The organism is Kushneria indalinina DSM 14324 (assembly GCF_003385845.1).
Lineage (GTDB): Bacteria > Pseudomonadota > Gammaproteobacteria > Pseudomonadales > Halomonadaceae > Kushneria > Kushneria indalinina.
Genome location: NZ_QRDJ01000006.1, coordinates 501,769 through 522,507 on the forward strand (window position 1 = coordinate 501,769; position 20,739 = coordinate 522,507).

Sequence of the window (20,739 nt, forward strand, 5' to 3'; positions counted from 1 at the left end):
GCTTTTGCAGCGTGAGGGCTGCAGGCGTCGGCGTGGCCCGCTATCGTTGGCGCATGTTTTTACACAAGAAGGCCTCTCCCTTGGCACGACAGACCGGCGCATCACGCTATCAGGCTACCCTGCTGGAAGGGCCCATTCTGGGCTCTCTTTTAAAACTGGCGGTCCCGATTGTGCTGGCCAATATCCTGCAGTCGGGCTATCAGCTCATTGATGCCTTCTGGGTCGGGCGACTGGGCGGCCATGCGGTGGCGGCCGTGTCGGTCAGCTTCCCGGTGACCTTTTTGCTGATCGCGCTGGGCTCGGGCTTCAGCATGGCGGGTTCCACCCTGGTGGCCCAGCACATGGGGGCGGGCAATCATCACCGGGTCAATCAGGTGGCGGGGCAGACCATCCTTTTGGTGGTGGTGACCTCCATCAGCCTCTCGGTACTCGGCATCCTGCTGGCGCCGGGGCTTCTGGGGCTGCTGGGCGTCGAGGAGGCCGTGTATGACGGCGCGCTGGTCTTTCTGCGCATCTCGATGGCGGCCATGGTCTTCACCTTCGGCTTTTCCATGTTCCAGGCGCTGATGCGCGGCATCGGTGAGGTGCGCCTGCCGCTGTATATCGTGACCGGAACGGTGCTTTTGAACGTGGTGCTCGACCCACTGTTCATCTTCGGTTTCAACCTCGGCGTGGGCGGTGCGGCGCTGGCCACCCTGGTCACCCAGGCGTTGGCGCTGGGCACCGGGCTGTGGCTTCTGGTCCGCGGGCGTCACGGCATCGAGCTCAAGGCCCATCATCTGCGCCCTGATCCGGTCTTCATCCGTCGCGCGCTGGCGCTGGGCCTGCCGGCCTCGGTCGAGCTCTCGGCCCGGGCGCTGGGCATGAATGTCATGGTCTTTCTGGTGACGGGCTTTGGCACCGTCACCATCGCCGCCTATGGGGTGGGTACCAATATCATGGGCTTTATCATCATCCCGGCGCTGGGGCTTTCCATGTCAACCGCGGCGCTGGTGGGCCAGAACATCGGCGCCGGCCAGATCGAACGCGCCGGGCGTATTGCCCGCCTGTCGGCCGTGATTGCGCTGGTGGGGCTGAGCGTGATCGGGCTTTTGGTCTTCACGTTTGCCCGCGAGCTGGTGGCCTTTTTCGTCCCGGGCGATGCCGCCATCATCGCGGCCGGCAGCCACTTTCTTCACATTACCTCGCTGACGTTCGGCTTTATCGGCGCCCAGATGGCGCTGACCGGGGTCTTTCGCGCGGCGGGCCATACCGTGGTGGCGATGCTGCTGGCGCTGGTATCGCAGTGGGTGCTGCAGTTTCCGCTGGCCTTTATTCTGTCGCGCGATACCGTGATGGGCGTTGACGGCATCTGGTGGGCCTTCCCGGTGACCAACATGATTACCGCCCTGATCGCGCTGATTCTTTTCATGCGCGGTGACTGGCAAAAGGGGCGATTGGCCGAGCAGGAGGATCCGCTGGCCAGGCAGGTCTCCGGTGAGATCATTGGCAAGGGGCACGGCCCGGCGTCGTGACCGCCTGCCTATAAGCAGGACACTCAAACAACAGGAGAGCGGCACATGGCAGACAGTGATCGGTTTGATTCAGCGATGGCGCAGCTGGACGCGCTGCACGCCGAAGACCCGCGAATGGAGACGGTCGACGGCGAAGAAGTCCCCTACGAGCTCTTGTACGCCCAGCGCATGAGCGAGTGGCTGGAAAGGCTCAGGCCTGATGCCGGTGAGACGCTGCAGCTGGCGGTGCGCGCCCAGCATCTAAAGCGCTGGGAAGTGCCGCGCGACAGCTATCCGATGGACCGGCCCGGCTATCACGCCTGGCGTACCGGCCTCAAACAGCGCCAGGCCGACATGGCGGCGGATGTCCTGCGTCAGTCAGGCTATGAAGAGACGGATTGCGCGCGGGTGGCGGCACTGGTACGCAAGGAGGATCTGAAAAACGACGAGGAAACACGCGCGCTTGAGGATGCTGCCTGTCTGGTCTTTTTGCAGGACTACTACGGTCCCTTTGCCGCCGAGCATGACGATGACAAGGTGATCGGCATTTTACGCAAGACCCTGCGCAAGATGTCTGCAGACGGTCATCGTTTGGCCGGAGATATTCCGCTGGAGGGCCGTGCCAGAGCGCTGCTTGAAAAGGCCGTCGCCATGGAGACGCACTGACGCAGTGCGTCATGACATCACCGTCCTATAAAAAACCCCGCCGGAGAGCGGGGTTTTTCGTGGGAGAGGACAGGATCAGAACTCGGCCCACTCTTCGACATCGTGACGCTGCGCAGCCGGTCGTTTGACCTCGGGGCGAGCCGGCGTTGCAGATACCTTGGCAGGCCGTGGCGTTGACGGTGCAGAAGCGGTGGCCGGTCTTGAGACGGCAGGCGCCCTGGCAGGGCCCGTGGCGGTATCAACCCTGAAAAACGCGATCTCCTGTTGCAGCGCTTCGGCGCGGCTGCGCAGGGCATGGCTGGCCATGCTCGATTCTTCCACCAGTGACGCGTTTTGCTGGGTAACGGCGTCCATCTGGGAGACGGCCACGTTGACCTGGTCGATGCCCGTGGCCTGCTCCCGGCTGGCGACGGCGATTTCGCTGACCAGATCGGTGACACGCTTCACGCTGGAGACAATCTCGGTCAGTGTCTGGCCCGAGCGATTGACCAGCTCGGCGCCGGTATCCACGCGTTTAACGCTTTCCTCGACCAGCTGCTTGATTTCACGCGCGGCGTCGGCGCTGCGCCCGGCAAGGTTGCGCACTTCGTTGGCGACCACGGCAAAACCGCGGCCCTGTTCACCGGCGCGGGCGGCTTCTACCGAGGCGTTGAGCGCCAGCAGGTTGGTCTGAAAGGCGATCTCATCGATCAGGCTGACAATGGTGGCAATCTTGTGGCTCGAGGCGCTGATCTCATCCATGGCAGAGACGGCGTTTTGCACCACGTTGCCTCCTGTTTGCGCCTGCTGGCTGACCTCACGAACCAGCCGGTCGGCCTGGGCTGCGTTATCGGCGTTGTGGCGCACCGTGGTCGTGATCTCCTCCATCGAGGCGGCGGTCTCTTCAAGGCTTGCCGCCTGCTCCTGGGTACGACGGTTGAGGTCCTCGTTGCCGCGGCTAATGTTCTGCGCCGCCTCATTAACGGCCACGGTATTGTGACTGACCGAGCGGATGACGTCTGACATCCTGTGCTGCATGGCGGTCAGTGCGCGCAGCATGTCGCCGAACTCATCCTGACAGGTGATGTGGGTCTCCACTCCCAGATTGCCCTGAGCCAGTTCATTGGCGAAATGGCGCGCCTTGCCCAGCGGCGTCATGATGCCGCGCACCAGCCAGACTGACAGCGCCAGTGCCAGACCGATGGCCAGGGCGATGACCCCCAGCATGGTGTTTCTAAGCGCCTCGTAGGCCGCAAGACTGCTCTGATTGTGCTGCGCGGCCCGTGCAATCTCGCCTTCAAAAAGCGCCGCGATGCCGTCGACCACGACCTGATAATCACCGCGCAGGGTGGCAGTGTTGAAAGCGCTGGCGGCGGTGAAGTCGCCGGCGGCCATCATGGTCATCATGCGCTGCAGATCGCCCTGCAGGGCGGTGATGCTCTGCTGCAGCCGGGTAGCCTGGGCTTGCTCCTGCTCATCAGTAATCACCGATAGATAGGTCTGCATGGCTGCGTTGGTACGTGCATCGTTCTGCGCCATTTCGGCCTGCGTCGTGGCCACGGTCGCTACGTTTTGGTCACGCTGTTCGGCCACTACCTTGACGCGATTGCCCAGAATCGCCGTGCGCATGATGCCCAGCTGCTCAAGCGCGGTCACATTGGTATTGAAGGTGGTCTCGAGCGCCCCCTGTGAGCGCTGTGCGCTGTAGATACCCAGTGCCCCGACGATCAGCAGCAGGACAATACAAACGGCCAGGCTGCCTGACAGTCGAAGCCTGACGCTCTTTTTGGGGTTCAGCATGTTCTGCTTCCTCGAAATAATGGATCCGATCGCTTCCGTTGCGAGTCGGCCGCGCCCCCGGCGCAGGCCCTGTTTGACGGAGTGTTTCGTCGTTGGATATATCGACCATCGCGCGATTTAATCGAGTGCGAAAAGACCTATCGGTTAAATAAATAATGACTAATTAAAGTTGAAGCAGGTTAACGATAGCCGCGCCCACACAAGCTGCGTCGCGTAAAGTTTCCCGCGCGGAAGCCGATGATGATGACTCAAGGCGTAATCATTCATCACATGGGCGCGACCGACAGGTGACGTCGGACGTGCCATCGGGTGGGAAACCGGATGCTGCATTTCCTGAAAGGGTGTTTGCTGACACTGCTGTTGCTGTCTTCGCTGACGGCGGTGGCCAGTGGCTCGTTGCAGCTGATACAGGCCGGCAACCAGGCGTCCCTTGATCAGGCCGTGATCGAAATCAGCCTGCCGGAAAACCGGCGTGATGCTGTTCCGGATGAGCACTACGAGATCGTGCAGCGCGATGCGCGCTTCAATCCACAGGTGAGCTTGATTCCAGTGGGGGGGCTTGTCAGCTTTCCCAACCGGGACATCACCCGCCATCAGGTCTTTTCCTTCTCCCCGCCAAGGGTTTTCAGCCTCGATCTCTATCTCAAGGAGACGCCCCCGCCAATGCGATTTGAAACGCCGGGCGTCGAGGTGCTGGGCTGCAATATTCATGACCGGATGCAGGGCTTTATCGTCATCAGCAATGCCTCCTTTTCCGCCATGACCGATGCTGATGGTCGTATCGATCTGACGTCGCTGCCGCCCGGTCGCTACCCGATGCGGATCTGGCATCCGCGTCTTGAGGATACGCATCAGCAGTGGTGGGAAGGGGAGGTCGATACCCGCCTTGATAGTCGTATTGCACTGACGCTGGCGGCCACGCCGCCGCCCATGGCCGAGCCCTCCCTTCTGCAGCAGCGCTTCAAGCGCGGGCTCCGGCATCAGGAGCATCCGTAATGTCCTTTCGAGCTCGTCTCCTGCTGGTCATGCTGGCCGTGCTGGTGGTCGCGCAGCTGGGCACGGCCGTGGCCACGCTCGACACCATTCGTCGCGATGTCCTGCACAAGGGCAGTCGCGAGCTTGATGTGGCACTGGACGTCACCCGGCAGCTGCTGGCCGAGCGTGGCCATCATCTACGTGACAACGTGGCCGTACTGGCGTCGGATTTCGGTTTCAGGGCGGCCGTGGCCACTCAGGACACCGGTACATTGAACAGTGTGCTGCTCAATCACGGTGAGCGCGCCGGTGCTGACATGGTGCTGCTGACCGATCCCCAGGGCCGCATTCTGGCCAGCAGCCATCAGGTGGTAGGGAGTGCCATACCCTTTGACGCCATGTGGCAGCAGGCCGGTAACGCTGACAGCGCCGTAGGTGTGGTGTTACAGGACAGCGTGCCCTATCAGATGGTGTTGATGCCGGTACGTGCGCCGGGACTGATCGGCTGGGTGGGCATGGGCTTTATGCTTGATGACCGCCTGGCTCATGAGCTTGGCGCGCTGACCCGCCTGTCGGTCAGTTTCATGGTGGATGATGGTGCACTTGAAGGTGGCGGGCCTGCCTTTGTGACCGGTGCGCTTCAGGCCGCGCCCGAGTTGGTGCTCGATACCTTTCGAGAAGCCCTGATGCAGGGGCGCTTCATCGATCACAGTGGCATGGAGGAGATGACCGATACACTGTCACGGGCCATGCAGCTTCAGCGGGATGACCAGGGGCGCACCTGGGTGATCATCCAGCATGGCCGGGACGATCTGCTGGCGGTCTATCACGCCCTGAGCTGGCAGCTGCTGTCCATTTTTGGCGTCATGCTGGTGTTGACCGCCATTGTGGCAGCGCTGATTGCGCGCAGCATGACACGCCCTCTGTTGCAGCTGGTGGCCTCTGCCCGGCGTATCGGCCGGGGGGAGCGTGTTTCGGCTTTGAGTCATGGTCGTCATCGCGAAATTGGCCTTCTGGCCAATACCCTGATGGGGATGCAGACCGATATCGATCAGCGGGAACAGCGCCTGCTGCACCAGTCCCGTCATGACCGGCTGACGGGGCTTTCCAACCGAGACAGTGCCCAGCAGGACATTGTGCGAAGCATCGAGCAGGGCGCGCCCTTTACGCTATTGCGTCTTTCCATTGTAGGGTTTCGCCAGATCAACGATACCTTTGGCTACAACGTTGGAGATGAAGTACTGCGCATGCTGGCGCAGCGGCTCGAGACACTTTCACTGCCATGTCAGCGTGCCTATCGCCTGGGGGGTGACGAGTTCCTGCTGATGTTGCAGGGAGAGAACATCGTCCCGCAGTGGATCACCACACTGCACGAAGACCTGGCCCGGCCCGTTGAACATGAGCGCTCGCCAATTGCGCTCACGCTTGTTGCAGGCGAGGTCAGCTCTCCGGCGCATGGTGAGAGTGTCGGCCTGCTGCTGCGTTGTGCCGAAATCGCCATGGACCGTGCCCGCCACGAGCGTACCCGGCACGTGCGCTATGAGCCGGGCCAGGACGAGCAGCATCAGCGCCGGCTGATGCTTGCCCGCGATCTGGGGGCTGCCGTGGAGCAGGATCAGCTCACCATGGTGTACCAGCCCAAGGTAATGGCAGCCAGCGGTGAGGTCATGGGGCTTGAGGCCCTGATGCGCTGGCAGCATCCGACGTTCGGATTTGTACCGCCTGATGAGTTTATTGCCCTGGCCGAACAGTCAGGTCGAATCACGCTGCTGACCCAGTGGATGCTGCGCACCGTCTGTCGCCAGATCGATCAATGGGCGCAGCAGGGGGAGCCACTGTGCGTGGCCGTTAATCTGTCGGCCCATGATGTGATGGATGCCACGCTGCCCGAACGCATTCATCTGCTGCTGCAGGATTATCAGCTGGGCCCGGAAAGACTGAGACTCGAGGTCACCGAAAGTGCGCTGATTCAGGACCCGACCCTGGCACAGGGCAATCTGATCGCGCTGCGTGAGGCCGGTCTGCATATTGCCGTGGATGACTACGGCACCGGCTATTCATCGCTTGCCCAGCTCAAGCGCCTGCCCGTACAGGAGCTCAAGATCGACAAGTCCTTCATCCTGAAACTCGACAATGATCAGGAAGATCGCATTATCGTGCACTCCACCATCGAACTGGCGCATAACCTGGGACTGAGTGTGGTCGCCGAAGGCGTCGAGACGGAGGCTTCACGGTTATTGCTGATGAGCATGGGATGCGACGTGCTGCAGGGCTATCTGATTTCACGTCCATTGCCGTTGGCTCAGGTGATCGACTGGATCAGGCAGTACCGCGAAGGGGGCACTACCCCCCGGAGGGCGCTGGGATGACGTCATGTCAGAGAGCCGCGACGCTGCTGATCGGGGCGTGCTGCTTCATGATGGCAAACCAGGCCCCGGCCGGCAGCCGCCTGCAGGGCACCGGCGGTGTCATGCCGATCGAGGGAGGCAGCGGCGGCGGCCTTTCTCCCTGGGGCGTGCTGGCAGGCACTGCCAGTGACACCGAGACAGCGGTGACGGTGGGCGCCACGCGCGCCGATGTGGATGATTACCACCTTGTGGTCAACGGCGTGGCCGCCAACCTTTACGATCGCGTCGAACTTTCCTATGCGAACCAGCGTCTGGCGCTTGATACCCTCGGAGGGCATCAGGCCCAAGAGATTTATGGCGCCAGGCTGCGTCTGTTCGGCGATGTGCTCTATCGCCCCTGGGGGAGCTGGAGTCTGGGCGTGCAGCACAAGCAACTCATCGAGGGCCGGGAGCTGGCCCGTGCCGTGGGCGCCCGGGACACCCAGGGCAACGATGTCTATCTGGCCGGCAGCAAGCTCTTTTTCGACGCGTTTGCCGGTCGCAACCTGCTGCTCAATACCACGCTGCGCTCGACTAGGGCCAATCAGGGCGGCCTTTTGGGGTTTGGCGGTGATGAAGGCAACCACCGGGAGCTGATGGTCGAAACCTCAGTCGGGCTTTTCCTGAATCCGGACTGGGTGGTGGGCGTCGAATACCGTCAGAAACCGGATAACCTGGGCTTTGCCAGCGAGGACGACTGGCGCGATCTCTATGTCGCGTGGCTGATCAACAAACACGTGTCGTTGACCGGGGCTCTGCTCGATCTGGGCAGTATCGCGGGCCTTGAGCAACAGCGTGGCGGCTACCTGTCACTTCAGCTGGCGCTGTAATCCCTTCGGGAGGGACCATGAGTGCGTTGTGTCGTTTTGCCCTGATTACGGTGCTGCTGGTCAGCCTGTCAGGCTGCGCCGGGCAGCAGAGTGGCTCGTCGCCATCACTTTATCAGCGCCTGGGCGGGCAGGCGGGTATCCATGACATTGTCACGGACTTTCTCATCAACGTGGCCGATGATCCGCGCATCGTCGGTTATTTTGCCCATACCAATATCGATTATCTGGCCGCGTCGCTGGAGCAGTACATTTGTGACCTCAGTGATGGCCCCTGCACCTATGAGGGTCCCTCCATGGCGCGGGCGCATCAGCACATGGGGCTGACCGATGCCAGCTTCAACGCGCTGGTCGACAACCTGCAACAGGCGCTGATAGCCCGTGACATCGACACGGGCGCGCGCAATGCGCTGCTGGGTCGACTGGCGCCGCAGTACAACGAGGTCATGCGCGATCAGTAGGGCCCCCGGTCTTACGGTGGATGACACGGTGACAATACGCGCTGCGCACTCGACAATAGCGCCTCATTTTTTGCAAAGAATCGCTCATGAGCACTTTTGACAAGACCACGCTGGTCCTGTTGCCCGGCTGGGTGCTGGGACCGCGACCGCTGGCGCCGCTGGCACGTGCCATCGAGCGCCTTGATCCCCGCATCAGCGTGCAGTGTCCGGTCTATCCGCGTCTGAAGGAGGCTCGGCTGGAGACGTGGCTTGAGGCACTGGATGCCCAGCTGCCCGACAACGCCTGGCTGGGGGGCTGGTCGATGGGTGGCATGTTGGCCACGGCGCTGGCCGAACGGCGTGGCGCGCGTACCCCCGGGCTGATCACCATGGGTGCCAGCGCGCGGGTGATGCCACCCGCCTGGTCGGAGATGAGCGTGCGTCCGCGAGCGTTGGGGTCATGGCTGGATCAGGGACGACATGACGTCTGGCATCTGGGTAAACGACTGCTGGCGACACTGCCCCGGGCCGGCGCGCGTCAGTCGGCGACGGAGCTGGCGCTGCTGGGAAGCATGGACCTGCGTCAAACGCTGGGTCGACTGACGATCCCTCAGCTGCATCTTTTTGGCGAGCACGACATGTTGATTCCGTGGCCGGCGCGTCAGGCCATGGCAGAGTGTCTGCCACCCACCGGGCAGATACAGATGATCACCGATGCAGGACATGGCCTGGTGATCGATCGGACGGATGACACCGCGCAGGCCATCGTGGCCTTTCTGAACGCGTCTTCTCGATCAGCCTGAGGCGAGCAAAAAGCCTTTCGGGCGCAGCAGGCAGATATGAAAACGCGTGATGAACAGAAGTTCACCACGCGGGAAAAAGTGGTAAGGACAGCAGAGTCGGGGCCGCGGTATTAACGCTGCTGGCGCGGGGAGTTACGGCCATTTTTGGCCGCCGTTCCCTTACCCTGCTGAAAGCGGTTCCACACGTTCTGCGCCGTCTGTTTGGCCTTGCGGCGGTTTTCCGGCTTGCGAAGCCAGTTGGCGATGAATGCCCCAATTGCTCGTTTCATGCTGATCCCTCCCTGGGTGTCGGGATGTTTCCCTGATCCCAGTATATGCGGTTAGCGTCGGGGGGATTCAATATACCAGGCTAAATAACGGCTGAAGATTCCTTTTGACGGCATCATGTTAACGTTTTATTGGCTGTTCCGGTCGTTTTCACGTTTTTTATCGCCCGTTTGGGGGTTCGAGGCATTTATCTGGAAACGGCTTTGTTCACTGCTGCCATGACGGTAGAAGAGCAGTCGATTGCTGCGCCTCGGGCTGGCGCAGCAAAAGGGGCTTCACAGGCTCAATGTGACAATGTCCGGCTGATCGGCCGGTTTGCCCAGACTCAATTCGGCACGCTTTTCCGTCAGGTTCATGACGATCGTGAAAATCGTTTCCATGCGTTCGCCCTCGGGCGTGTCCGGATTTTCTCTCCGATTAATGGCATCCGGCGCGCCCTGTTCATCACTCAGGTGTGATCGCAGGGTCTCAAAGGAGGGCTCGCTGTCGGCGACCAGTTCGCGCAGGCGATCAAGGCGGGTAAAGGAGTCCTCACGGGGGAAGTCCTCAAGCCCGGGTGGCAGATGTCTGGCGATCAGATGATTGGTATGGCAGAGTCGCCCGTGACGCGGGGTCATGGCGCTGTCCCCCATCGGAGACACCTCGACGCCTGCGGCGTGGCCGCTGCCATCGGCAATCAGAAAATGCGCCGGTGAGGCCACCCCCACCTCATCGATCATGTCCAGGGCGTGTTCGACGCCGTCACTTTCCAGCACCCGACGCAGCATGACATGGACCGGCAGCTTGGGCTTGCAGATCTGCGAGCGCAGCGCGTTAAGACATACCCCCACGCCGTGCTCGTTGAAGCCGATCTTGCCGATGATGCCGGCCTCGGTCACCATCGCAATCGCCGGCTTGTCCGGTGCCCGCAGGGTCATGCAGATCAGGGCGTCACGCTGTGAAGCCTTCCAGTCCCAGTTCTGCGCCAGCCACTGTACGCCACTGGTGGTGTCGCGCTGCGAGAGCGCCGAGCAACCATCGGGCTGAATGGGGCCGCCGGCATGGGTCAGCGCAATTTCGCTGCGGGCGTTGAGCACCAGCACGTCCAGTGGGTCGATATCGGCCCCCTGGGCGATACCGGCCATCTCTTCGAGAAGCTCCGGGCAGACATGCTCGATGGCCGCCTTGAAGCGTTCGGCCTCATAGCGCGCCGTGTCCCAGTCAAGTCCGGCCATGTCCTGAAACATCCGACGATAGGTGGCCAGGCTGATGGCGATTTCCGACGCTGCCTGTCGCCCATGCGCTTCACCGATTTCGAAATGGGTGCCCCGAACATCGATATGTTTGACCACGTCGCGCTCCTGTTGTTATCCGCCTGATTCACTTCCAGCATGAGCCCCAGAAGTCGATCCGTCGAGTGCTGACCGGGCGCCGATGCGCGGCACAGCGCTTTCACAAGAGACTTTCGCGATGAATAACGCCCATGGCACACGAGGCGCGGCGATGGTGTAATGCGCTCATGACCACATCGCTTGATATCCCCACGCTACCGCTTAATGGCCGCCGCCTGATCGAGGCCGGCGCCGGCACCGGCAAGACCTTTACCCTGGCCGCGCTCTATGTACGGCTGGTGCTGGGTCATGGCGGTGACGCTGCCTATCCTCGCCCTTTAATGCCGCCGGAAATCCTGGTGGTGACCTTTACCGAGGCCGCCACCGAGGAGCTGCGCGATCGTATCCGCGCGCGCCTGCGTCAGGCCCGCGAAGTGCTGTTGGGACGTGCCGACAGCGACGCCGTGCTGGATCGGCTGCTGGCAGACATCGACGCCGGTGATCGAGAGCGTGCGGCCTCGCAGCTCGATGCCGCCGCGCGCGTAATGGACGATGCGGCCATTTTTACCATTCATGGCTTTTGCCAGCGCATGCTCAAGCGCCACGCCTTCGACAGCGGTGCGCTGTTTGCCAGCGAGCTGGTGCCGGACAGCAGCGTTCTGTTCAGGTCACTGGTGGAAGACTACTGGCGTCGTCAGTTCTATCGACAGTCTGCGGCGCGCCAGCGTCTGCTGGCGCAGTGGTGGGAAACGCCGGATGACCTGCGCCAGGAGATCGGCCTGCTGCTGCACGGCGGCCGCCCCCGGGCACTGATGCTGGGGGAGACGCTGATCCAGGCACCGGCTTCCATCGATGAGGCGCTGGGCCGGCTGGATCAAAGTCTGGCGCAGAGCGATGCCCAGCTGGCCCGGTTGCGTGAGCTGTGGCAGAGCGCCAGTGACGAGATTGCAGCACTGCTGCGAGAGGCGATCGAGGGCGGCTCACTCAAGGCCAACATGTTCAAGCCGGCGGATCTGGACGCGCGCCTTGTCGCCCTGGGTCAGTGGATGATGGGCGAACAGGACGTGCCCGACGAGACGCTTCGGGATTCGAAAGGGCGGCTATGGTGTTCAAGGGCGCGTCTGGAAGACGCCACCAAAAAGAATCACACGCCGCCGATGCATCCCTTTTTCGAGGCGCTTGCGCAGTTTGAAACGCTTGCCGAGACCCAGCGTGACCAGCAGACCACGGTGCGTGCACAGCTCCTGGCGCACGCCCGGGATACGCTGGCGCAGTCGCTGGCCCTTGAAAAGCGCCGGCGCGGCATGTGGGATTTCGATGATCTGCTCAACAGCCTTGATGAGGCGCTGGCAGGGCAGGCCGGTGCGCGGCTTGCCGCGCGCATTCGTCACAACCTGCCGGTGGCGATGATCGATGAGTTTCAGGATACCGACCCGGTCCAGTACCGGATCTTTTCCACCATCTACGCCATGCCGCACCAGATGGAAGGGCTTGTGTCGGATAATGCTGATGTGTCTGACCCGGGCATGGGGTTGTCGGACACCTCCGAGGTGCCCACCGCGCTTTTGATGATTGGTGATCCGCGCCAGGCCATTTACGGCTTTCGCGGCGCCGATATCGACACCTACCTGCAGGCGCGCCGCCATGTGGACCAGCGCTACACGCTGGATCGCAACTTTCGCTCGACCCAGGCGATGGTCAGTGCCGTCAATCAACTCTTTGCCACCGAGGCGCCCTTTCAGCTGGCGGAGATCCCCTATGAAGCGGTGACGGCCCAGGGGCGCGATGAAGTGTTTGTCGAGGCCGGCGAGCCGGTCGAGGCGCTGACCTGCTGGCACATGGACGGTAACGACTCGGTCAAACGCGATGACTATCTCGACACCATGGCCACGGCCACCTGTGCCGACATCACGCGACTGCTGGCCGGTGCCCGTCGCGGGGAGACCGGGTTTCGCAGCACCGACGGTGAACTCAGGCCTCTAAGGCCCGCGGATATCGCCATTCTGGTGCGCACCGGCAGCGAGGCCATGCGGGTGCGCCAGAAGCTGCTGGAGGGCGGGGTCCGCTCGGTCTATCTGAGCCAGAAGACCTCGGTGTTCGAGTCACGCGAGGCGTTTTACCTGCTGCAGCTGCTGGAAGCCTGTGCCCACCCGCGCAATGATCGCTCCCTGCGCGCGGCGCTGGCCACCCGACTCATGAGTGATTCGCTGGCGGAAGTGGCGCGTCTGGAGGCCGATGAGCTTGCCTGGGAGGCGATGGTGGCGCGCTTTGATGGCTATCATCGCCTCTGGCAACGCCAGGGCGTGCTGCCGATGCTGCGCGTGATCATGCGTGATTTTGATGTGCCCGCCCGGCTGCTGGCTCAGGCCGACGGCGAACGAGCCTTGACCGATGTCCTGCATCTGGGCGAGCTGGCACAGACCGCCAGCGCCCGGCTGGACGGCGAGCAGGCGCTGCTGCGCTGGTGGCATCAGTCGCTTGCCGGGCGCTTTGACAGCGGCATGGACCCGCAGTCGCTGATTCTGCGGCTGGAAAGTGACGACACCTTGGTGCGGGTCATTACCATCCACAAGTCCAAGGGGCTTGAGTATCCGCTGGTCTATCTGCCCTTTATTGCCGACCACCGCGAGGTGGATGGCAAAAGCAAAACGCTGATGTTGAGCGACGCCGATCACGGTGCCTCGCTGATCATGCAGGTCAGCGATGAGCAGCGCGCCCGGGCCGATCGGGTCCGCCTTCAGGAGGATCTGCGGCTTTTGTATGTGGCGCTGACACGGGCGCGCTATCTGTGTCGGTTAGGGATCGGGCCGATTTACAAGGGCGCGCCGCGCAAGGACACACCGGAAGGGGCGACAACCCTGGCCGGCGCCGCAATCGGCGCACTGCTGTGTCAGCACGGCGGGTACACGTCGCTGGATACTGCCACCCTGCGCGAGGTACTGAAATCGCTGGTAACGCCGGGCAGCATCGCGCTGGCGGCGCCGCCTACCGAGTTGACGCAGACGGTACCGGCGGGGGACGGCGCGTCGGAGGTGGGCAGGGCGCGGCGCTTTGAGGGGCGCATCGACCGCGATTGGTGGGTGGCCTCCTATACGGCGCTGGTCGAGGGCGCACGCCAGCCCGGTGACATGACCCGCCAGGCGCGCGACGCGATGCTTGAGGCGCAGGGCCCGGGGCTTGACCTGGAGGTGCTGGCCGAGACCAGTCCCATTCCGCTGCCGCCGGTACGCCGGTTGCTCGACTTCCCGCGCGGTCCGCGGGCGGGCACCTTCTTGCACGCCCTGCTGGAAAACATCGACCCGGACCGCCTGGGCGAGCTGGCGGTGCCGGGCTCGGACTATCGCGACGAGCTCTATCGACTGATTCGCCAGCGGGTACAGCGCGGCAATCTGGACCCGCACTGGGTCACGGTGCTGCATGACTGGTGCTGCGCCGTCCTGACGGCGCCGCTGCATCCGGCCCTGCCGGGGCTGGCGCTGGATCGTCTGGCCGGCTGGCGCACCGAACTCGAGTTCTGGCTGCCGGCCCGCGGCGTCAGCAGTGATCGCCTGGATGCGCTGATCCGTGAGCATGAGCCACTGCCGGGAATACGGGCAGAGCTGGCACCCAGAACGCTTGCCGGCATGCTCAAGGGCTATATCGATCTGGTCATTGAACACGACGGACGCTTCTACGTGATCGACTGGAAATCCAACCATCTGGGCGACACCCTGGAGGCCTATGACCAGGCGGCCATGGTGGCCTCGGTGGTGTCACACCGCTACGACATCCAGTACGTGCTCTATACCCTGGCGCTGCATCGTCACCTGCGTAGCCGGCTGCCGGACTATGACTATGATCATCATCTCGGTGGCGTGCTCTATCTCTTTTTGCGCGGGATGACGGCCGAAGGCGGAAGAGGCGTGCTGTATCGCAGGCCGGCACGTGAATTGATCGAGCAGCTGGACCAACTGCTGGCGCAAGGCGAGCGGGGCCCCAACGGCGACAGCGTCGGGGATGCAATGGCCGGTGCAGGAGCGTTGTCATGACACGTCGGGACAAAAGCCTGGAGAGCGGTCAGTTCTCCCTGTTCGATGCTGATGAGCCGCTGGAGACGCCGGATGCCGACGACGTCGTGCCTGGTGATGACGCCTCGTTCGAGTCCGGACCGGGCTCATATCCGGCGCTCCCGGACGGCGCAGTGGACATGGCCTTTATCGAGCAGCAGCTTGAGCGCTGGGTCGCGGTAGGGTGGCTGCGGCCGCTGGATGCCCATCTGGCCCGGTTTGTCAGCGCGCGTGAGCCGGGAGGCGACCCGCTGGTGACGCTGAGCGCTGCCCTGGTCAGCCATCAGCTGGGGCGCGGACATATCTGTCTGGATCTTGAGCATGCCCTGCGCGACCCCGACGCGGTGCTGTCCCTGCCGCCTCATGATGGCCAGGCGTCGGGAGAGGCGGTCGGCATCGTCACCCCCGGTGCGCTGCTGGCGGCGCTGGGGGTTCATCATGTCGAGTCATGGAGCGAGCGCTTGCGTGTCTCCTGTGTGCTGGGCCAGGGAGAGGAGGACACCACCTCGCGGCCGCTGGTGCTGGAGGACCGGAGACTTTATCTGCGTCGCTTCTGGCAGCACGAATGCAGCGTCGTGGCGCGTCTTCAGAGCCTGATGGCCGGCGCCGGTGCGGTCAGCGATGAGATGCTGGCACGACTGGAGTCGCTCTTTGGCGATTCGAGCGCGGCCGCGGCGCCCGACTGGCAGAAAGTGGCCTGTGCCATGGCCCTGCGCAATCGTCTGACCGTGATCTCCGGCGGGCCGGGCACCGGCAAGACCACCACGGTGACCCGCCTGCTGGCGCTGTTACAGGAGAGCGCCCTGAACGAGCAGGGGCGCGCGCTGATCACTCATCTGGCCGCGCCGACCGGCAAGGCGGCGGCACGGCTGTCTCAGTCGCTGGGCGGGGCGGTCGCCGCCCTGGACGTCCCCGAGGCGGTTCGAGCTTCCCTGCCGCGGGAGGCCACCACGCTCCATCGGCTGCTGGGTGTTCGGCGTGACAGCCGGCATTTTCGTCACGACGCCGATCATCCGCTGGCACTGGATGTACTGGTCGTGGATGAAGCCTCCATGGTGGATCTGGAGCTGATGGCCTCGCTTTTGGCCGCGCTGCCGAGCCACGCGCGATTGATCCTGCTGGGCGATCGCGACCAGCTGGCCTCCGTTGAGGCCGGTGCCGTACTGGGTGATCTCTGTGAAGGAGCCGAACAGGGGCGATGCAGCGATGCGGTGCAGACGTTGACCGAAAGGGCTGCCGGGCAGGCCCTGCCGGTACGAGATGCGCCGCCGTCGGTGCTCGCCGATCATGTGGTAGTGCTGCAAAAGAGCTATCGCTTTCACGAGCACTCGGGGATCGGCGCCCTGGCGCGTGGCGTGAATCACGGCAGTCTGGAAGAGATCAGACGCTGCTGGCAGGCCGGGTTTCAGGACATCGAGTTTCAGCTGGTCAGGGAGCAGGGTGGTGCACTGATCCGCCAGGCGGTCAACGGCTATCGGGAAGCCCTCAGGGCCATGGCCGATGGGGCGGCGCCAGAGGCAGTGCTGCGCCTTTTCGCGCGCTTTCAGGTGCTTTGCGCCCTGCGTCGAGGATCCTGGGGGGTGGAAGGTCTCAACGACGCGATCGTCGAGGCGCTCTTTCGGGAGAAGCTGGTGGGCGGTACCCGCGGCTGGTACGCCGGGCGTCCGGTGATGGTCACGCGCAATGATCCGCAGCTGGGGTTATACAATGGCGATATCGGCATCGCGATGGTCATGCCCACCGATAAAGCCAATCGTAACGACGCGTCAGGCCGACTGCGCGTCTTCTTCCCGCATCCCTCCGGTGACGGGGTGCGTGCTGTACTGCCGGGCAGGCTGGGTGGGGTGGAGACGGCATTTGCGATGACGGTGCACAAGTCGCAGGGCTCGGAGTTTGAGCGGGTATTACTGGTACTGCCGGAACGCCCCAATCCGATCATGACCAGAGAGCTGGTCTATACCGGCATTACGCGGGCCAGATCGCACTGTTTGATCATGACCGCCTTTGCTGGCGCCGTCGAGAGCGCAGCACTCAGGCAGACGTGGCGGGCATCCGGGGTGGGCAAACGCTTAGGCGCATAGGGGACGACAGAGCTTCGGGAGCCGACAACGTTTAACTCTGGCCCAGGCGTACCAGCAGCTGATGGCGAACTGCAGACGGACAGGTCGCCAGATAGCGGCAGAGCAACGCTCTGGGCAGGGCATTCATATCGGCCAGCCGGGTGTTGTGAACGCGCAGATAATCGCTTGAAGACATGACAATATCTCCTCTCTGGATGATCGACATGTGCTGATGGTGACAGGCCTTTGGGTAGCGACCCGGGCCACCATGTAATGGCTTAAATTCTTGTACATTATCAGTACAAGGCGTGTTGAATTGCCAGTCAACGCTCATGAATTTTCACAATCAGCAGGCATGACATTTTTGAACACTGTTCCTTGAAGCCTCTGAATAAGCCGGTTTCGGCCCATAAGAACCTCATTGCATGGACCTTTTCAGTTAACGGCAGAGGTTTTTGGGAAACTTGTACAATTTTATTCTTATCAAGGGGCGTCGTGTGTGCATGACAGGCCTTTTGAAGCGGCAAGGCTGTCCGTAGGGTCGCTATTGTCATGTTTTTAAACCGCAACGTACCGGAGTAGCAGAAGGCTTATGGCAGCGACGACAATTTCCAGAGCGCAGGCCTGGGAACATGTATTGCGCGCCCGCCGGTTTGACTGGCAGCGCGGTCTCTCGTATCAGCACGGGCCGATATCAATAACGGCCGGGGGAGAGTGGCACTGTAGTGACGACATTGACGCACCCGCGTCGCAGCTGCTCGACATCATGCTGCCGCTGGTGGCCCGCACGACGCCCCTGGTCATGGCGCAGCTGGGTCAGAGCCTTGATGGGCGTATCGCCACGGAGTGCGGGGCGTCCTACTACGTGACCGGACAGCAAGGCCTTGTTCATCTGCATGCACTGCGGGCCGTGGTCGATGCCGTTGTGGTCGGCGCCGGCACCGTGGCCATGGATGATCCGCGCCTGACCGTGCGCCATGTGGCAGGGGAGAATCCGGTCCGGGTGGTGCTGGACCCGCGGGGTCGAATGTCTGAAAGTCGCTTTGTCTTTGAAGATGACAGCGCCCCGACGCTGCATCTGGTGGGGCATGAGCATGTGGCGCGCTGGCAGGCATGTCACGAGCGCCACGGCCGTGGCGTCAGCGTAGGCGGGCTTGGCCTGAAGGAGGACGGTGTCGACCCCCGCGAGGTCATCGACCTTTTGCGCCATCAGGGATTGAACAGCGTGCTGGTAGAAGGGGGCGGGATGACCATTTCGCGGTTTTTACAGGAAGGCTGCCTCAATCGTCTGCACAGTATGGTCACCCCCATGATTATCGGTTCGGGCCGGCCCACGCTGACCCTGCCGGTCATCGAGTGCCTGAGTCAGGCGATGCGTCCGTCGGCTCGTCATTACACGCTGGGTGATGATGTGCTTTTTGACCTCGATCTTGGCGCTGTTGCGCAAACAGACCGTAATTAACCTTTCTTTTCAGGGCCTTCGTTGATCGGGTTTCTGTGAAAATGCCAGGGTCCCCTCGTCATTGACTGGAGCCTGAGAATGAGTGTGAAAGGGTTGGTATCGCTGCTGTTTTGTGTGTTGCTGGTGGTGTCCGGCATCTGGCTGACGCTGGATCAGGCACATCAGGAGCGGCAGTGGAACCTCAAAAGGGATGCGGCCAATGGGGTGATCCCCGGCGAGCTCCCGGGCGATGAAGCCACTGCCGGCACCGGTCAGCAGAGCAGCGAAGACGATAGCGATAGCGGTATCGTCAACATGCTGCCCTGATCCTATCCGGGCACCTGACGAGAGCTGGTGTGTCGTCCCATCAGCAGGACCACGGCGCCCGGCAGACTCGAGAGTAATATGATTGCCCCGTAGGTCACTGAAATGGCCACGCCCTGCTGAGCCGATAGCCCGGCCAGCATCCAGATCAGCGCCGCCGCGCTCTCCCTGATCCCCCAGCCGGCCACGGAAATCGGAATGGCCATGGCCATCAGCACTGGTGGCGTCAGCGCCAGCAGAGTGGTCGTCGGCAGAGGCTCTCCCAGGGCTCTGGCGCAACAGACAAATACCAGCATGTAGCTCAGGACAATGGCCAGCGAACTCGCCAGCTGGCGCAGCCACAGCCGTCGGTTCCAGAGCCCGCGACGCAGATCGCGGCGCAGGGCGCTCAGCCATTGTGGCGGGTGCCTAAAGGCCCACACGCCCGCCAGCCCCATCATCATCAATGCCAGGTAGACCAGCGCGTAGGGTATGTCGGTGCGGTCATGCAGCATCAGATTCAGCCGTGACCATCGCTCGACCAGCCCGTGGCGCAGCGGTGTAAAGATGAGCAGCGTGGCCAGCGCGACCAGTAACAGGGCAGCCTGACCCGAGGCGCGCTCGATAATGACCGCCCGCAGTGCGGCACCATGAGAGGCATTTCGGGTGCCGTGTCGCCAGGCACGTCCCAGATCCCCCGTCACGCCGCCCGGCAGCATCTGATTGAGAAAGGTCGATAGATAGTATTCACGGATGGCGGTGGTCAGCGGCAGCGACATGTCCATGTGGCGCGCGGTCAGTCGCCATCGCCAGGCGGACAGCATGATCTGAGGCACCGAGATCAGCAGTGCCAGGGCCAGCCAGCCCGGAGAAAGATCGCTCAGGCGCGCCAGCAGGGCATTGATATCCACCAGCCAGAACACGCTTCCCAGCAGGATCAGCGTCAGCGTCCAGCGCAGTATCGAAGAGCTCAGCAGGCACCGATACCCGCGCATGAGGCCCGCCGCTTGTCGAGGTCGGTCGGCGCTCATGACCCCTCGGGCACGGCGAACAGATCGGTATGCCCCACTGTGATGACGAGACGGCCATGGGCAATATCCTGCTGGCGCCTGTCATGCCACTGCTTCAGGGCCTGGCGCTGATCGCTCGCCTGTTCCAGCGCGGCCTCCAGCCAGCCCTGAACCAGCGCCTGCGCCAGAAGTGCCTGGTCGGGAGAAGCGCAGTCCAGCTGCCAGGGAGCACTGGTTCTGGTGACCTGATAGCCGGCCTCTTCAAGCAGGGTGGCGGCCACCTCCGGTGCCTGCGTACCCAGTGCACCGTTAAAGCCCTTGTCACGCTGCTGATGGGCTCGGATCAGTGCCTGCACCTGCTGATCCATCGCCAGCAGGTCAGCATCGCCATGGTTGCCGTCACGGTCGATAAGCGCATTGTCACCATTGATGCTCATGGCCAGCCAGACCGCGCATTGATGCGACGCGCATCGAGCAGTCAGCGTTTCCAGCCATGGGCTTGAGACCAGATCCAGCAGGGCGGAGGCGGTGACAATATCGGTTTTGCTTAGTACATCGTCCGTCAGCGCCTGATCCAGCCCGGAAAGGTCGCGCTGCAGGCAGTGCAGTTCGGCAATATGGTCATGATGGGGATGGCCCTCGCCACGGGCATGCGCCAGCAGCGCAGGGTCCTGATCGATCAGGGTCCAGTGCTGTTGCGGTGGCAGGCGAGGGGCGAGATAGCGCAGGTTGTTGCCACTGCCACAGCCCAGATCCAGCAATCGCAAGGCGCCCTGGTGCGGGCGTGATGACAGCCAGTGTCGGCAGATGCCGGCCAGCGGCTGCTCATCGCGGGCACGATGATCGGCTGCTTCACGCAGGGCAAGCCACGATGGGCTGAAATCACTGTGCTCGGCCATCTCGCCCTGAGGCCGTGGTGGGGTCATCGGCGG

General features: G+C 62.7%; 17 protein-coding genes. 11 read left to right on the top strand and 6 right to left on the bottom strand.

Features of this window, described 5'->3' with window-relative positions; translation table 11 throughout:
* The first annotated feature begins 32 nt into the window (after window positions 1–32).
* Window positions 33–1,514, top strand: a complete 1,482-nt coding sequence (locus C8D72_RS02340) for an MATE family efflux transporter (protein ID WP_211308745.1) — start codon at window positions 33–35, stop codon at window positions 1,512–1,514.
* Window positions 1,515–1,559: 45 nt separating this feature from the next.
* Window positions 1,560–2,159, top strand: a complete 600-nt coding sequence (locus tag C8D72_RS02345) for a DUF4202 domain-containing protein (RefSeq protein WP_115852793.1) — start codon at window positions 1,560–1,562, stop codon at window positions 2,157–2,159.
* Between the two features lie 75 nt (window positions 2,160–2,234).
* On the opposite strand, the gene C8D72_RS02350 is transcribed toward C8D72_RS02345, so the two are convergent.
* The gene (locus C8D72_RS02350; protein ID WP_115852794.1) at window positions 2,235–3,938 is read right to left on the bottom strand and encodes a methyl-accepting chemotaxis protein; all 1,704 of its coding nucleotides are present in this window, start codon (window positions 3,936–3,938) and stop codon (window positions 2,235–2,237) included.
* Window positions 3,939–4,259: 321 nt separating this feature from the next.
* Between C8D72_RS02350 and C8D72_RS02355 the strand changes: the two genes are divergently transcribed.
* The 5 genes from C8D72_RS02355 to C8D72_RS02375 all read left to right on the top strand — a co-directional run bounded on the left by C8D72_RS02355 (window position 4,260) and on the right by C8D72_RS02375 (window position 9,370).
* Entirely contained in the window at window positions 4,260–4,934 is a 675-nt protein-coding gene (locus C8D72_RS02355; protein WP_115852795.1) for a cupredoxin domain-containing protein, read from the top strand.
* Complete coding sequence (locus C8D72_RS02360; RefSeq protein WP_115852796.1) at window positions 4,934–7,282, top strand: putative bifunctional diguanylate cyclase/phosphodiesterase; 2,349 nt, start codon at window positions 4,934–4,936, stop codon at window positions 7,280–7,282. Before C8D72_RS02355 ends, C8D72_RS02360 begins: the two co-directional genes overlap by 1 nt.
* Window positions 7,279–8,130 carry a DUF3034 family protein gene (locus C8D72_RS02365; RefSeq protein WP_115852797.1) on the top strand — a complete coding sequence of 284 codons (852 nt, stop codon included), beginning with the start codon at window positions 7,279–7,281 and terminating at the stop codon, window positions 8,128–8,130. Before C8D72_RS02360 ends, C8D72_RS02365 begins: the two co-directional genes overlap by 4 nt.
* 17 nt (window positions 8,131–8,147) lie before the next feature.
* A complete protein-coding gene (locus C8D72_RS02370; RefSeq protein ID WP_115852798.1) occupies window positions 8,148–8,588 on the top strand; it encodes a group I truncated hemoglobin in 441 nt (146 codons plus the stop codon).
* A gap of 86 nt (window positions 8,589–8,674) precedes the next feature.
* Window positions 8,675–9,370: an alpha/beta fold hydrolase gene (locus C8D72_RS02375; protein ID WP_115852799.1), complete on the top strand. Its 696-nt coding sequence runs from the start codon at window positions 8,675–8,677 to the stop codon at window positions 9,368–9,370.
* Window positions 9,371–9,480: 110 nt separating this feature from the next.
* On the opposite strand, the gene C8D72_RS17495 is transcribed toward C8D72_RS02375, so the two are convergent.
* Both C8D72_RS17495 and C8D72_RS02380 read right to left on the bottom strand, forming a co-directional pair.
* Window positions 9,481–9,639, bottom strand: a complete 159-nt coding sequence (locus tag C8D72_RS17495) for a hypothetical protein (protein WP_170140470.1) — start codon at window positions 9,637–9,639, stop codon at window positions 9,481–9,483.
* A 273-nt stretch (window positions 9,640–9,912) separates the two neighbouring features.
* Window positions 9,913–10,968, bottom strand: coding sequence for a C45 family autoproteolytic acyltransferase/hydrolase (locus tag C8D72_RS02380; RefSeq protein WP_245955118.1), 1,056 nt, complete (start codon window positions 10,966–10,968; stop codon window positions 9,913–9,915).
* Window positions 10,969–11,135: 167 nt separating this feature from the next.
* On the opposite strand from C8D72_RS02380, the gene recB reads away from it, so the two are divergent.
* Window positions 11,136–14,975, top strand: a complete 3,840-nt coding sequence (gene recB, locus C8D72_RS02385) for an exodeoxyribonuclease V subunit beta (protein WP_170140471.1) — start codon at window positions 11,136–11,138, stop codon at window positions 14,973–14,975.
* Window positions 14,972–17,074: an exodeoxyribonuclease V subunit alpha gene (gene recD / locus C8D72_RS02390; RefSeq protein WP_115852801.1), complete on the top strand. Its 2,103-nt coding sequence runs from the start codon at window positions 14,972–14,974 to the stop codon at window positions 17,072–17,074. Before recB ends, recD begins: the two co-directional genes overlap by 4 nt.
* 31 nt (window positions 17,075–17,105) lie before the next feature.
* On the opposite strand, the gene C8D72_RS17500 is transcribed toward recD, so the two are convergent.
* Complete coding sequence (locus C8D72_RS17500; RefSeq protein ID WP_170140472.1) at window positions 17,106–17,249, bottom strand: hypothetical protein; 144 nt, start codon at window positions 17,247–17,249, stop codon at window positions 17,106–17,108.
* A 396-nt stretch (window positions 17,250–17,645) separates the two neighbouring features.
* Here C8D72_RS17500 and C8D72_RS02395 point away from each other — a divergent pair, with 396 nt between their 5' ends.
* A complete protein-coding gene (locus C8D72_RS02395; RefSeq protein WP_115852802.1) occupies window positions 17,646–18,515 on the top strand; it encodes a RibD family protein in 870 nt (289 codons plus the stop codon).
* Between the two features lie 78 nt (window positions 18,516–18,593).
* Window positions 18,594–18,821 carry a hypothetical protein gene (locus tag C8D72_RS02400; RefSeq protein WP_115852803.1) on the top strand — a complete coding sequence of 76 codons (228 nt, stop codon included), beginning with the start codon at window positions 18,594–18,596 and terminating at the stop codon, window positions 18,819–18,821.
* Window positions 18,822–18,823: 2 nt separating this feature from the next.
* Here the strand turns inward: C8D72_RS02400 and C8D72_RS02405 are convergent, their stop codons facing one another.
* Together C8D72_RS02405 and C8D72_RS02410 are read right to left on the bottom strand one after the other, a co-directional pair.
* Window positions 18,824–19,792, bottom strand: coding sequence for a lysylphosphatidylglycerol synthase transmembrane domain-containing protein (locus tag C8D72_RS02405; protein WP_115852804.1), 969 nt, complete (start codon window positions 19,790–19,792; stop codon window positions 18,824–18,826).
* Between the two features lie 32 nt (window positions 19,793–19,824).
* Window positions 19,825–20,733 carry a class I SAM-dependent methyltransferase gene (locus C8D72_RS02410; RefSeq protein ID WP_115852805.1) on the bottom strand — a complete coding sequence of 303 codons (909 nt, stop codon included), beginning with the start codon at window positions 20,731–20,733 and terminating at the stop codon, window positions 19,825–19,827.
* Between the last annotated feature and the right edge of the window lie 6 nt (window positions 20,734–20,739).

Coding starts and splice junctions, on each gene's coding strand:
- C8D72_RS02350 (WP_115852794.1), bottom strand. CDS start 3,938: ATGCTGAACCCCAAAAAGAGCGTCAGGCTTCGACTGTCAGGCAGCCTG.
- C8D72_RS02405 (WP_115852804.1), bottom strand. CDS start 19,792: ATGCGCGGGTATCGGTGCCTGCTGAGCTCTTCGATACTGCGCTGGACG.
- C8D72_RS02370 (WP_115852798.1), top strand. CDS start 8,148: ATGAGTGCGTTGTGTCGTTTTGCCCTGATTACGGTGCTGCTGGTCAGC.
- recB (WP_170140471.1), top strand. CDS start 11,136: ATGACCACATCGCTTGATATCCCCACGCTACCGCTTAATGGCCGCCGC.
- C8D72_RS02375 (WP_115852799.1), top strand. CDS start 8,675: ATGAGCACTTTTGACAAGACCACGCTGGTCCTGTTGCCCGGCTGGGTG.
- C8D72_RS02345 (WP_115852793.1), top strand. CDS start 1,560: ATGGCAGACAGTGATCGGTTTGATTCAGCGATGGCGCAGCTGGACGCG.
- recD (WP_115852801.1), top strand. CDS start 14,972: ATGACACGTCGGGACAAAAGCCTGGAGAGCGGTCAGTTCTCCCTGTTC.
- C8D72_RS17495 (WP_170140470.1), bottom strand. CDS start 9,639: ATGAAACGAGCAATTGGGGCATTCATCGCCAACTGGCTTCGCAAGCCG.
- C8D72_RS02355 (WP_115852795.1), top strand. CDS start 4,260: ATGCTGCATTTCCTGAAAGGGTGTTTGCTGACACTGCTGTTGCTGTCT.
- C8D72_RS02400 (WP_115852803.1), top strand. CDS start 18,594: ATGAGTGTGAAAGGGTTGGTATCGCTGCTGTTTTGTGTGTTGCTGGTG.
- C8D72_RS02365 (WP_115852797.1), top strand. CDS start 7,279: ATGACGTCATGTCAGAGAGCCGCGACGCTGCTGATCGGGGCGTGCTGC.
- C8D72_RS17500 (WP_170140472.1), bottom strand. CDS start 17,249: ATGTCTTCAAGCGATTATCTGCGCGTTCACAACACCCGGCTGGCCGAT.
- C8D72_RS02395 (WP_115852802.1), top strand. CDS start 17,646: ATGGCAGCGACGACAATTTCCAGAGCGCAGGCCTGGGAACATGTATTG.
- C8D72_RS02410 (WP_115852805.1), bottom strand. CDS start 20,733: ATGACCCCACCACGGCCTCAGGGCGAGATGGCCGAGCACAGTGATTTC.
- C8D72_RS02360 (WP_115852796.1), top strand. CDS start 4,934: ATGTCCTTTCGAGCTCGTCTCCTGCTGGTCATGCTGGCCGTGCTGGTG.